The organism is Anaerophilus nitritigenes, assembly GCF_004138215.1.
Taxonomy (GTDB): domain Bacteria; phylum Bacillota; class Clostridia; order Peptostreptococcales; family Thermotaleaceae; genus Anaerophilus; species Anaerophilus nitritogenes.
Map to the genome: position 1 here is coordinate 97,170 of NZ_RYYS01000042.1, position 14,041 is coordinate 111,210.

Here is a 14,041-nt window from a genome sequence, read left to right on the forward strand (position 1 = left end):
GGAGGGAATTCAATGAAAAAATACTTAGCAGTATTATTAGGATTTATGTTAGTTGTATCTATGTTGTCAGGTTGTACAGGCTCTAAAAATGAAGACAAGGCAGAAAAGGGAAAAGATAACCCTTATAGAGTTGCTTATATTGTAAGATCACAGTCAGATTCTTTTGCAGCATGGCTTGCAAATGCAGTTTTAGAAGAAGCAGATAAATATGAAGATATGGTTGTTGATATATTTGATGGTCAATCTTCAGATGCTACTCAAAATGCATTAATTGAAAATGCTATTACAAGCAAGTATGATGCAATTATCATTCAACCAAATAATGGTGAGGCTCAAAGAGCATATGCAGAAAAAGCCGTTGAAGCAGGAATTATTACAATTACAACAAATGCTAGAATTGATGGAGTCAATGGAGCATCTTCTGTAGATGCTGATCCATATGAGCAAGCAAAAGTAAATGCTGTTGTTGCACTTGAACAAATTCCTCAGAATGCAAAAGTAGTTGTATTAGACGGACCTCCAGGAAATTTTCATGCTGATGCAAGACGTGAAAGCTGGAAAAAAGAATTTTTTGACAAACGTCCTGATGTGAAAATTGTTGGAGAAGAAATTGCTAACTGGAATAAAGATGAAGCTATGAATTATATGGAAACATGGGTACAAGCAAATGATAAAATAGATGCAATTATTTCTATGAACGATAACATGGCTGCTGGAGCTTTAGAAGTTATTAAAAATAATCCAAAATTCAAAGAAACATTGGCTTATGGAGTGGATGGTACTGCTGAAGCTGTTTTATTAATTAAAGATGGTATTATGACTTCAACAAGTCTACAAAGTGCATATGATCTTGCAAAAGCACTTTTAGATACAAGTCACAAACTCGTAACAGGTGTTGAAAAACAGATTGATATTGATATTGAATGTCCTTTAATTAATAAGGATAATGTTTCTGAATACATAGAAATGCATAAAAAAGCAGGTGCTATAAGAAATTAGATTATAAAAATATACAGTAAATATCCATTCAATTATGAATAGATATGAATAGGTCAATGGAGGATGAAAAGATGGATAACAAAGCTATTTTTATGCAAGGTACAAATAATATGGTAATAAAAGATGTTCCTATGCCTGAATTAACAGATAAAGATGTTTTAGTTAAAGTAGATATGGTTGGTATATGTGGTTCAGATGTGCACTATTATCAACATGGAAGAATAGGAGACTTTGTTGTAGAAGGAGATTTTATTTTAGGACATGAATGTGCTGGAGAAGTTATAAAAGTAGGAAGTGCTGTAAAAAATATTGCTGTCGGAGATAGAGTTGCATTAGAACCAGGTAAAACTTGTGGAAAATGTGAATTCTGTAAAGAGGGTAAATATAATCTTTGTCCAGATGTAGAATTTTTTGCAACACCTCCATATCATGGTGTATTTACAAACTATGTTAAACATCCTGAAGATATGTGTTTTAAACTTCCAGAAAAAGTATCAAATTTAGAAGGGGCATTAGTAGAACCCCTTGCAGTTGGATTACATGCATCTAATCAAGGAGATGTGAAATTAGGAGATACAGTTGTAGTATTTGGAACAGGATGTATTGGCCTTATGACGATCCTTTCCTGTAAGGCCAAAGGTGCTTCTAAAATAATTGTTGTAGACATCTTAGAAAATAGACTTAAAACTGCAAAAAAACTTGGAGCAACAGATATCATAAATGCAAAAGATGTGGATGTATTAAAGAAAATAGATGAGTTAACAGATGGTAAGGGAGCAGATGTTGTAATTGAGACAGCAGGAGCGGAAATAACTGTTAAACAGACAGTAGATGTAGTAAAACGTGGGGGTACAATTGTTTTAGTTGGAATGGCACCAAAAGATGAGATAGAATTTAATTTTATGAAACTTATGGGCAAAGAAGCTAGACTAGAGACTGTATTTCGTTATAGAAATTTATATCCAACTGCCATTAATGCTATTGCTAGTGGTGCTATAAAGGTAGCAGATGTTGTAAGTCATGAATTTGACTTTGAGCATACAAAAGAAGCTTTTGATTTTGTTGTAGAGAATGCAAAAGATGTTGTAAAAGCAGTAATTAAGATAAAATAGATTGCTAAAATAGAAAGAAGGGATATCGTGTATTTTATAGGAATAGACATAGGAACAACATCCGTAAAAATGATTGCTGTTGATGAAAAAGGAACAATTGCTAAATCTATCAGTAAAGAATATCCACTTTCTTTTCCAAAACCTCTTTGGTCTGAACAAAATCCAGAGGATTGGTGGAAGCAGTCTATCAATGGATTTAAAGAACTTTTAGATAGTTTAGATAAAAATGAAGTAAAAGCAATAAGTTTTAGTGGACAAATGCATGGGTTGGTAACACTTGATCAAGATGACAAGGTTGTAAGACCTGCAATTCTTTGGAATGATCAAAGAACAGAGAAAGAATGTTTATATCTTAATGAAGAAATTGGACAAAATAAAATATCTAAGTGGACAGGAAATCTCGCTTTGACAGGATTTACTGCTCCTAAAATATTATGGCTTAAAGAAAATGAACCAGAAAATTTTGCTAAAACTAAAAAAATCATGCTTCCTAAAGATTATATAGCATATAAAATGTCAGGTGTATTTGCTACAGATATGTCAGATGCATCAGGGACTTTATATTTGGATGTTAAAAATAGAAAATGGTCTCAAGAAATGATGAATCTCTTAGGAATATCTGAAAGTCAGCTACCAAAGTTATATGAATCTTATGAAGTGATTGGAAATATAAAAGCTGAACTTGCAAATGAACTAGGATTAAGTCAAGATGTAAAAATTATTATTGGTGGAGGAGATCAAGCGGTTGCTGCAGTTGGTTGTGGAATAGTAGGACCTGGATCATGTTCATTATCCCTTGGAACCTCAGGTGTGGTTTTTACTTCAAATGAAAAATTTTTCGTGGATGAAAAAAATAGTTTGCATTCATTTTGTCATGCAAATGGAAAATATCATCTAATGGGGGTAACACTTGCTGCAGCAGCTTCACTAAAATGGTGGGTTGAGAAAATAAATGAAACTAATGATTTTGATAAGTTATTAGATGGAGCTAAAGAAGTAAAAATAGAGGAAAGTTTATTTTATCTGCCATATTTAATGGGGGAGAGAACACCACATAATGATGCGAATTGTAGAGGTACTTTTATTGGATTAGATCTTACTCATGAAAGAAAACATATGACTCGAGCTGTGTTAGAAGGAGTTGCGTTTTCTCTTCGTGATACATTTGAAATTATGAAAAAAATGGGAATTGAGATTGCTAATGTTAATATTAATGGTGGTGGTGCAAAGAGTAGACTTTGGTGTGAGATTATTGCTGATATATTAAATGTGACGGTTAATAAACTCAATACAAATGAAGGTCCTGCTTATGGAGCTGCAATCTTAGCTTCTGTTGGATTTGGAATGTTTGATACAGTTGAAGATGCTTGTTCTAAATTATTAAAAATAACAGAAAGTATTTATCCAAGTAAAGATAAAAGTAAACTTTATGATAAGAAGTATGAGAAGTTTAGAAAAATTTATCCTGCAACAAAGGAGTTATTTAAACAGTTGACTGATTAGTAGAAAAAAACGCTAACAATGAAAGTATATTTTATTGTTAGCGTTTCTTTTATTATAGAAGTCTAATGTTTTTTAAATATAAAATTTAATAATTTTATATTATTAAATCATTAAACATTTTAATTTCCGAGTAGTTATATGATTTAGAATAAAATATAAAAAATACTAGCTTTATTGTAATAATATCATCTAATAATACAAAAAAGGCTATATTATTAAATATATACAAAGTATAAATTTGGGAATTATTGCCTATAATTATTAGATATTTAAAGATATAAAAAGAAAAATTTTTTAAAAAACGATTATGAAAATTATCTTATTGTCTTAGAATATTAATCAATAAAGTTTTTAAAAAGGAGAAAAAGAATGAAACTATTTAAAAAAAGATTAGGTAATTTGTTGGTTCAAGAAAATTTTATTACACAGGATCAATTAAATGAAGTTTTAAAACTACAACACTCATCTGAAAAAAAGTTTGGAGAAATTTTGATTGATAAAGGATTTGTAACAGAAGAACAAATTATAGAGGTTTTAGAATTTCAATTGGGAATTCCTCATGTGGATATTGAAAAATATGTTATAGAACCTAAAGTTCCTTTATTAATCAGCGAAGATTTGGCTAGAAGACATCTACTTATTCCTATCAAACGAGAAAATAATACATTAATAGTAGCTATGGCAGATCCACTCAATATTTTTGCTATAGATGATGTAAAGATTGCTACAAATTTAGAAATAAATTCTGTTATTGCAACAAAAGATTCTATTTTAAATGCTATTGATTATTATTATGGAAAAGAAAGTGCTGAAAAAGCAGTGAAAGACTTTAAAAATCAATATCGGATAGAGAACGTTACTCAAATGGATGAATCTATTTCAAATGAAATCAACAATGCTCCTGTTGTTCGTTTGATGAATTCGATTATTCGTCAAGGAGTAAAATCTAAAGCTAGTGATATACATATTGAGCCCTTTGAACATAAAGTAAGAGTTCGATTTAGAATTGATGGAAATTTACAAGAGATTATGTCTACGGAAAAAGCTACTCATTCAGCTATTATTACGAGAATTAAAATTATGGGAAAAATGAATATTGCAGAAAGAAGAGTTCCACAAGATGGTCGAGTTGAGACAAATATTGATGGAAAAGAAATTGATCTTCGTATTTCTACTCTACCTACAGTATACGGAGAAAAAATAGTGATTAGATTATTGGATAGAAGTAATTTTTTATTATCAAAGAGTCAATTAGGATTTTCAAAAAAGAATTTAGATAGTTTTGACTCTATTATTAAAAGCCCAAGTGGAATGATATTGATGACAGGCCCTACTGGAAGTGGCAAAACTACAACTATGTATACTATTTTAAGGGAATTAAATGAGCTGCAAAAAAATATTATTACAGTAGAAGACCCTATAGAATATAGATTGCATGGTATTAATCAAGTACAAGTAAATACAAAAGCTGATTTAACTTTTGCAAGTGCACTAAGATCTATTTTGAGACAAGATCCTGATATTATCATGATTGGAGAAATAAGAGATGCTGAAACTGCTCATATAGCTGTAAGAGCTGCTATTACAGGGCATTTGGTTCTAAGCACTATGCATACAAACAATTCCTCAGCAACAATTGCTAGATTGGTAGATATGGGAGTGGAACCTTATCTTGTTTCTTCTGCTCTTACAGGAGTCATTTCTCAACGACTTGTAAAAAAAATTTGCGATCACTGTAAAGAAGGATATATGGTTACAGAAGATGAAAAAAAATTATTAACTATGGAGAACTCCTTTATGGCGTATAAAGGACGAGGATGTAGCTATTGTAATTATACAGGATACAAAAGAAGAATAGCAGTTCATGAAATTATGCCTATTTATAAAGAAATAAGAACAATTATTGATACACAAGAAAGTATAGATTTGCTTAGACAAAAATCACTTCAAAAAGGAATGATTTCTTTAAAAGAAAGTTGTATGGAGTTAGTACTTTTAGGGATTACAACTGTAGAAGAAATGATTAAAGTTTCTTATAGTTTAGATTAGGTGGTGTCATATGAGTATTATAGAATTATTAAGAAAAACAATTGAATCTAATGCATCTGATTTACACATTACCATAGGGATTCCTCCTATTATTCGTGTGAATGGAAGTCTTCAGAAAATAAATGAAAAAGCATTATCACATCAAGATACAGAGCTTTTGGTACAAGAACTTCTCACTCATGAACATTTTATAGAGCTACAAGAAAAGGGAGAAATAGATTTATCTTTTTCACATTCAGGACTTGGAAGATTTAGAGTAAATATTTATAAGCAAAGAGGTAGCTATGGCATAGCTTTAAGATGTTTATCTCTTAGGATTCCAACTATTGATGAACTTGGATTACCTTCTGTTTTAAAAGAATTAGCATTAAAGCAAAGAGGACTCATCTTGGTCACAGGACCTACTGGAAGTGGAAAATCAACTACCTTAGCATCTATGATTGATTATATTAATGAAAATAGAAATTGTCATATTCTAACCTTAGAAGATCCCATAGAATATTTACATAAACACAATAAAAGTATTGTGAATCAAAGAGAAATTGGAGATGATTCGAAAAGTTTTGCAAATGCATTAAGAGCTGCTCTTCGTCAAGATCCAGACGTTATATTAGTAGGAGAGATGAGAGATTTAGAAACAATTAGTACTGCTATGACTGCAGCTGAAACAGGACATTTGGTATTGTCTACTTTACATACAGTAGGAGCTGCAAAAACAATTGATAGAATTATTGATATTTTTCCATTTCATCAACAGCAACAAATTAGAGTACAATTATCTACTGTCTTAGAAGGAGTTATATCTCAACAGCTTCTTCCCAGAAAGGATCAGTATGGTAGAATTGCAACTATGGAAATTATGGTAGCTACTTCTGCTATTAGAAATTTGATTAGAGAAGGAAAAACTCATCAATTGCAAACAAATATACAAACTGGTTCTAAATTTGGAATGAAAACAATGGATCACTCTATTTTAGAATTTTATAATCAGATGGTCATTGATAAAAAAACTGCTCTTACTTATGCAATAGAAAAAGAAAATTTAGAAAAATATATACTATAAAATTTAGCGATACAATTATCAAAATAAAAAAATTAAAATTGGAGGATTAATAAAATGAAACTACTAATTTTTATATTAGGATTGCTCATAGGATCGTTTTTGAATGTATGTATTTATAGAATCCCTAAAGGAGTATCTATTATTGATCGTCCTTCTTATTGTATAAAGTGTAATACTAATTTAAAACCTATAGACTTAATACCTATTATTAGTTTTTTATTTCATAAAGGAAAATGTAGATATTGTGGAGAAAATATTTCTATAAAGTATCCATTTATAGAGTTGTTGAATGGACTTGTGTATTTATCTTTGTATATAAAATATGATGTCTCTATATTTTTTATACAATATATAATTCTTTCTAGCTTATTAATTGTAATTTCTATGATAGATATTCAATTTAAAATCATACCAGATGAATGTAACTTATTTGGATTTATAATAGCAGTTATTTTTCTTTTATATAAAAATTTTAATCTTTTATCTTTTAAAGATTCTTTACTTGGATTTGTTATAGGAGGAGGATTTTTTTTTATGATTGCCATACTCACAAATGCTATGGGCGGTGGTGATATTAAATTAATGGGTATTTTAGGATTGTTTTTTGGATGGAAGATGATTATCTTTATTACTTTTTTTTCTTTTTGTATTGGATCAATTTTTTCTATCATCCTAATCTTATTTAAAATTAGGAAAAGAAAAGACTCTATTGCTTTTGGACCATTTATTGCTCTTTCAGTATGTTTAGCTATATTTTATGGTTCAGAAATTATAAATTTATACTTATCTGTTCATATGTAGAAATTCATGAAAATAAGAATTTTTTTAAGAAGTACCTATGAACAAGCTAAAAAATTTGTTAGAAAATCAAATAAATATTAATTTTATATATAAAAGCATTGACAAATAAAATAAATTTGTTAAATTATAATTAGCACTCTATTAAATAGAGTGCTAATTATATAAAAAAGTTTCTACGAAAGGAGAATAATAATATAATGAAAAAAGAATTTAAAGCAGAATCTAAACGATTGTTAGATTTAATGATTCACTCTATTTATACCCACAAAGAAATATTTTTAAGAGAACTTATTTCAAATTCAAGTGATGCCATTGATAAAATGTATTATAAAGCATTAACAGATGAAAATATTACATTCAATCAAAGTGATTACTACATAAAAATCACAACTGATAAAGATAATAAAACATTAACCATATCTGATACTGGAATAGGAATGACAAAGGAAGAATTAGAGGAAAATTTAGGGATAATCGCAAAAAGTGGTTCATTTGCATTTAAGAGGGAAAATGAATTAAAAGACGGATTTGATATAATAGGTCAGTTTGGAGTAGGGTTTTATTCTGCATTTATGGTAGCAGAATCTGTTGTGGTGATTAGTAAGGCATTAGGAAGCGACCAAGGGTATAAATGGGAATCAACAGGAGCTGATGGATATACCATTGAAGAATATGAAAAAGAAAAAATTGGAACAGAAATTATTCTTAAGATTAAAGAAGATACAGAAGACGAAAAATATGAAGAATTTTTACAAGAATATAGATTACAGTCTATTATAAAAAAATACTCAGATTTTATTAGATATCCTATTAAAATGGATATTGCTACAAGTAAATTAAAAGAAGGCTCAGAGGACGAATATGAAGAAGTAGTAGAAGAAAAAATTATAAATAGCATGGTTCCAATGTGGCGTAAAAATAAAAATGAGCTTACAAAAGAAGATTATGAAAACTTTTATTCTGAAAAACGTTATGGGTTTGATAAACCTCTAAGCTATATGCATATAAATATTGATGGAGCAGTAAGATATAATGCAATATTATTTATACCAGAAAAAATGCCATATGATTTTTATACAAAGGAATATGAAAAAGGATTAGAATTATACTCAAATGGTGTATTAATCATGAATAAATGTGCTGACCTAATACCAGATTATTTTAGCTTTGTAAAAGGTATAGTTGATTCTGAAGATTTATCTTTAAATATTTCAAGAGAAATACTTCAACATGATAGGCAATTAAAGATTATTGCTAAAAAAATTAAAGAAAAAATTAAAAGTGAATTACAATCTTTGCTAAAAAATGAAAGAGAAAAGTATGAGGAATTCTATAAAAGCTTTGGTAGACAAATCAAATACGGAGTTTACGAAGATTTTGGACAAAATAAAAATATACTACAAGATTTACTCATGTTTTATTCTTCAAAAGAAAAGAAAATGGTAACTTTAGATGAATATGTAAATAGAATGAAAAATGATCAAAAATATATTTATTATGCCTCTGGAGATTCTGTTGAAAGAATTGATAAAATGCCTCAAACAGAACTTTTATCAGAGCAAGGCTATGAAATTTTATATTTCACTGATGATGTAGATGAATTTGCAATTCGTATGCTCATGAATTATAAAGAAAAAGAATTTAAGTCTGTATCTAGTGGAGATTTAGGTATAGAAGAAAATGAGAACGAAGAAAAACAAAATTCTGAAATTGAAGGTAGTAAAGAAGTTTTTCAATTTATGAAGGATATTCTATGTGATAAGGTAAAAGATGTTAGAGCATCTAAAAGACTGAAAAATCATCCTGTATGTATTTCTACGGATGGAGAATTGACAATTGAAATGGAAAAAATATTAAATGCAATGCCAAGCAATCAAGAAATTAAATCGGAGAGAGTTTTAGAAATCAACATCAATCATGAAGTATTTAAAGCTCTAAGAGAAGCCTTTGATCATGATCAAGAAAAGCTAAAGGTATATACTAATGTGCTATATGATCAAGCATTACTTATTGAAGGATTAACAATAAATGACCCTGTGGAATATACAAACAATATATGTAAACTCATATTATAAAATTACAAAAATAGAGTTTGTACAAATTGAATTGAAAAACGAAAAAAAGAGAGATGCTTATTTACAGATGAATAAGCATCTCTTTTTTTGTAAAATTTTTATTTCTAAAAAATGTATTAAATATATAAAAATGAAAAAAATTAAAGTGTAATACAAATTTTATCAATATAAAAGAGGTGTATATATGCCTACTTATATTTATATGGCTCTTACTGAAGAAGGAGAAAATAAAAAAGGAACTTATTATGCTAAAGATAAAAATGAAGTATTAAATATGCTTATACAAAAAAAGTATTATCCTATGAAGATAATTCCCGTATTTTTTGAAATAAATAATTTTAGGAGTAAAATTTGTTCAAATGATTTGGCTATATTTTCTAGACAAATCTTTACTATGATACATGCAGGAATTCCTATTTTACAAAGTATTGAATCGATTGAAGAACAAACAGAAAACAAAAAATTCAAGAATACTCTAAGATACATTATAAAAAGTTTGAATCAAGGCATATCTTTTTCCCAAGCATTAGAGAGACAACAAAATTTTTTGCCTGAATTTTTTATTCATATGATAGAAGCAGGAGAAATATCTGGACAATTAGAAAAAATACTAAAAAATTTATCCTTGCACTATGAAAAAGAAACAAAGACTAAAGAAGTAATAAAAAAAGCTATGTTTTATCCTGTAATATTATTTTTTTTATGTGTTTTAGTAAGCATCTTTATGGTTGAATTTGTAATGCCTACATTTATTGAAATTTTTAAACAAGAAAATATTCCTCTCCCTATTCCTACTCAAATTTTATTATGGATAAGTAATCTATATAGGCAACATAAATATAGTATTTTATTTTTATTCATTTTATTGATTTATATCATAAAAATTTTACTTCGCAAAGAAAAAGTGAGGTTTATATTTGATGATATACTCTTGAGAATACCTTTTGTAAATATTATTATTAAGAAGATTGTATTTTGTAAATTTTCAAGAACGCTAGGAATTCTTCTTTCTAGTGGGATTTCACTTGTCCAAGCCTTAGAAATAACAAAAAAAGTGATTAGCAATCAATATGTAAAAAAATATATAAATGAAATGTCAAAGGCTATAATTATTGGAAAAAGCTTGGAAGAATCTATGAAGAGTGTTTCATTTTTTCCAAGTATACTGATATCTATGGTAAAAATCGGTGAAGCTTCTGGGCAGTTAGATATTCTTCTAGATAAAATTGCTGATTTTTATGATGAGGAAATAGAACTAGGGGTACAAAAAATGATTACTTTATTTGAGCCATGTATGACAATAATAATGGCTATAGTTGTAGGATTTATTAGTATATCAATTACTTTACCTTTATTGGATATGGTATATACAATCTCTTAGATAGGAGGCAATAAAATGAATAAAAAAATATCAAATGAAAGAGGGTACACTTTACTTGAATTAATTATAGTATTAGCAATAATAGGAATTTTAACTTCTATTAGTACCCCTTTCTTTGGGAAATTCAAAGAAAGTGCAGCTCAAAAAGCAGATGAAGCTACAGCAGTAACGATTGTTAATGCGATTCGATTATATTATATGGATACACAAGAAACCTTTAATGAATTTTTAATTAGTGAAAATGGTGAAAAAATATCAAATGAAGTGGTGTATAGAGAATACTTGGAAGAGGTTCCTAAACCACAAAAAACTAGTGAAAAAGCTTTTAGAGTTAAGATAGATAAAAATGAAAATATTTTAATTTATTATGATAAAAATGGTGGTTTGGGAGAACAATTATATCCTAAAAATATTCCCTAGGAGGTAATAAAATGTTTTGGGAAAATGTTTTATCTATAGATATAGGGAACCATAGTACCAAAATGGTGATAGGAAGATGCAAAAAAAATAAAGTAATCGTTCAACAAGCTGAATGTATTCCTACTCCAAAGGATTGTATACTAAACGGAAAAATTATTGATCTAATAAAATTGAAAGAAACTTTGAGTAATGTCTTATCCTATAAAGAGATTAAAATAAAAAAAGTGACTTTTACAGTAGAAAGTGAAGAAATGATTACTAGACAACTTATTTTGCCTTATGCTTCTTCTAAGCAATTATGCCAAATGATAGAATATGAAGTATTACAAAAATTTCCTCAATTATTAAAAGATCGTGTTCTACAATACAAAAAACTAGAGGATATATATATAAATGGTGTTCAAAAGACCCGTATTCTCTTAGCAAGTTTACCTAAGTCTGTAATAAAAGAGTTTTGGCAACTAGGCAAAAGTTTGGGTCTACAACCTCTTTTGTTAGAAAGTCATTTTCATTCTATTTATAAATTATTTAATTTCTATAAAATATTTATGCATAAAAAAGAAAGTATAGCGGTTTTAGATTTAGGTTACAAATGGATTCATATACATATTTTTTACAAAGGAGTTCTTCAAGGCACCAAAATAGTATCCTACCATGAAAATCAATGGATAGATGAAATAGAAAGAATTTTGATTTATTATAGTAGTGAAAATTTAGGAAATGAAATTAATAATATCTATTTAATAGGAGGCAAAGCAAACGACATTTATATAAGAGAAACCATTGAAAAATATTTTGGAAGCTTAGTAGGAGATATTCATTCTATGACTCAGATAAAAATAGAATCTTTTGATGCAGATCTAGATATAAAAAAATATCTAAATGCCATAGGTACAATCATTAGAACATAGAAAGAAGGAATGAAAGTGAATAATTTTAACTTTTTCAATGTTCACTTACATGATAAAAAAATAAAAAACATAAGTAAATTGATCCGCTATATTATAATTATGATTTTTATCTTTGCATTTTTAGTGATTCCTTTTTTGAATTTTTTTCATATAAAAAAAATCAATTATCAAATAGATATTGTAAATAAAGAAAACTCCAATCTTTCTTATGACAAAATAAAAGATATTCAAAACAAGAAAGAAAGTATAAGCAAGATGAAAAACTATATAAATGAATTGGATAATTTAAATTTATATATAAGAGACAAAGATATAATCAATGATTATTTATTAAATACTCTTAAAAATATGACTCCGAATAATTTGTTTTTTCAAACTATTCAAATTAACTTTAAAGAAATTAAAATAAGAGGTTTTGCTACAACTCAAATAGCTATTGCACAGTTTCAACATAATTTAGAATGTACAAATTGTTTTGAAGAAATATTTATTTCTAATATTGAAAAGAAAGAAAACTATGAGTTTACTCTTATTTTTTGTATAAAGGAGTTTTAAGATCATGTATCTAAAAAGAAAGGTGCTATTCACAAAAGTTATCATCATACTTATTGTTTTTTGTTTTTATTATTTTTATATTTTATCTCCACAAATATGCAAATTGAAATCTTTAAAAGAAACACTACAAATTCATACAAAAAAATTAGAAGAAAGAAAAAATATTTTAAATCAAAAACAAATTATTGATGAAGAATATGAACAATCGAATAAAGAAATAAAGAAAGCAAATGATAAAATTTTTTTATCTCTTAAGCAAGAACATATTCTTTTGATTTGTAATGAAATTTTTTATAATAGCAATGTAGAATTTGATTCTATTCAATTTTCAAAAGAAAACAAAGAAAAAATTAAAGATCAAGAAATATTTTGTATAAAAGCTATAATTCCGATGAAATGTACCTATGATGATTTGATAATTTTTTTGAAAAAAATAAGAGGGTATAAAAAGAAAATAATCATAGATGAATTACAAATAGAAAGTGTTGAAGATCACATTTTATCTAGCTCTATTTCATTAAATTTTTATAGTTTATCTAAACCTGTGAAAGATTCTTTTCTACAAAATGAAGAAGTTTTTAAAAAAATAGATCTCATAAAAGAAGACCCTTTTTCATCTTCTATCAAGACAGATAAACTCCAAATTTCTGAAAATGAAGAAAGTACACCTATTATACAAGAAACAAATCCATCTAAAAAAATTCTTTTAGATGGATTTGAAACAGTAAATACTTTTTTTATAGGTTCAAATAAAAATATACAAGGAAAACTTATAAAAGATACTCAAAAAAATGAAGGAAAATATTCATTAAAAGTAACTTATAATTTTATAAATCCCTCTAGAAAAAATATGGCGAATTTAGTATATGAAAATAAAAAAATATATATTTCTAAAAAAGGAAAGTTGGGTATTTCTGTATACTCTTTTCAGCAAAATAATCATCAAATGGGGATAGTGCTAAAAGACACGAATGGAAAATTATACCATATTCCTTTAACAAATAAAATTAATTGGACTGGATGGAAATATTTAAAATATGATCTTCCAACAGAAATTTCCTATCCAGCTATCGTAGAAAGACTTTATATACAAAGTATAAATTTTGATTCTGCAATAGAAGGCAGTTTTTTATTTGACAATCTAGAAATTGCTTATGAGTAGTATTTTAAAA

12 protein-coding genes are annotated in these 14,041 nt (G+C 27.5%); all 12 read left to right on the forward strand.

Translation table 11 applies throughout. The annotated features are described in order from the left end of the window. Positions 1-12 precede the first annotated feature (12 nt). Entirely contained in the window at positions 13-999 is a 987-nt protein-coding gene (locus tag EK368_RS06660; protein WP_129597724.1) for a sugar ABC transporter substrate-binding protein, read from the forward strand. Positions 1,000-1,070: 71 nt separating this feature from the next. Beyond that, positions 1,071-2,111, forward strand: coding sequence for an NAD(P)-dependent alcohol dehydrogenase (locus EK368_RS06665; RefSeq protein WP_129597726.1), 1,041 nt, complete (start codon positions 1,071-1,073; stop codon positions 2,109-2,111). Between the two features lie 27 nt (positions 2,112-2,138). After that, positions 2,139-3,614, forward strand: coding sequence for a xylulokinase (gene xylB, locus EK368_RS06670; protein ID WP_129597728.1), 1,476 nt, complete (start codon positions 2,139-2,141; stop codon positions 3,612-3,614). Positions 3,615-3,983: 369 nt separating this feature from the next. Continuing rightward, positions 3,984-5,663 carry a GspE/PulE family protein gene (locus EK368_RS06675; protein ID WP_129597730.1) on the forward strand — a complete coding sequence of 560 codons (1,680 nt, stop codon included), beginning with the start codon at positions 3,984-3,986 and terminating at the stop codon, positions 5,661-5,663. 10 nt (positions 5,664-5,673) lie between these two features. After that, entirely contained in the window at positions 5,674-6,726 is a 1,053-nt protein-coding gene (locus EK368_RS06680; RefSeq protein WP_129597732.1) for a type IV pilus twitching motility protein PilT, read from the forward strand. A 54-nt stretch (positions 6,727-6,780) separates the two neighbouring features. Next, a complete protein-coding gene (locus EK368_RS06685) occupies positions 6,781-7,527 on the forward strand; it encodes a prepilin peptidase (RefSeq protein ID WP_129597734.1) in 747 nt (248 codons plus the stop codon). Between the two features lie 197 nt (positions 7,528-7,724). Continuing rightward, positions 7,725-9,602: a molecular chaperone HtpG gene (htpG, locus tag EK368_RS06690; protein ID WP_423243538.1), complete on the forward strand. Its 1,878-nt coding sequence runs from the start codon at positions 7,725-7,727 to the stop codon at positions 9,600-9,602. A 184-nt stretch (positions 9,603-9,786) separates the two neighbouring features. Further along, positions 9,787-10,983 (forward strand): type II secretion system F family protein, encoded by a 1,197-nt coding sequence (locus tag EK368_RS06695; RefSeq protein WP_129597738.1) that lies wholly within the window; start codon positions 9,787-9,789, stop codon positions 10,981-10,983. Between the two features lie 15 nt (positions 10,984-10,998). Next, the gene (locus EK368_RS06700; RefSeq protein ID WP_129597740.1) at positions 10,999-11,403 is read left to right on the forward strand and encodes a type II secretion system protein; all 405 of its coding nucleotides are present in this window, start codon (positions 10,999-11,001) and stop codon (positions 11,401-11,403) included. 11 nt (positions 11,404-11,414) lie between these two features. Next, positions 11,415-12,314, forward strand: a complete 900-nt coding sequence (gene pilM / locus EK368_RS06705) for a type IV pilus biogenesis protein PilM (protein ID WP_129597742.1) — start codon at positions 11,415-11,417, stop codon at positions 12,312-12,314. A 15-nt stretch (positions 12,315-12,329) separates the two neighbouring features. Then, a complete protein-coding gene (locus tag EK368_RS06710) occupies positions 12,330-12,869 on the forward strand; it encodes a PilN domain-containing protein (protein WP_165000355.1) in 540 nt (179 codons plus the stop codon). A 4-nt stretch (positions 12,870-12,873) separates the two neighbouring features. Next, positions 12,874-14,031, forward strand: coding sequence for a hypothetical protein (locus tag EK368_RS06715; RefSeq protein WP_129597746.1), 1,158 nt, complete (start codon positions 12,874-12,876; stop codon positions 14,029-14,031). The last annotated feature ends 10 nt before the right edge of the window (positions 14,032-14,041 follow it).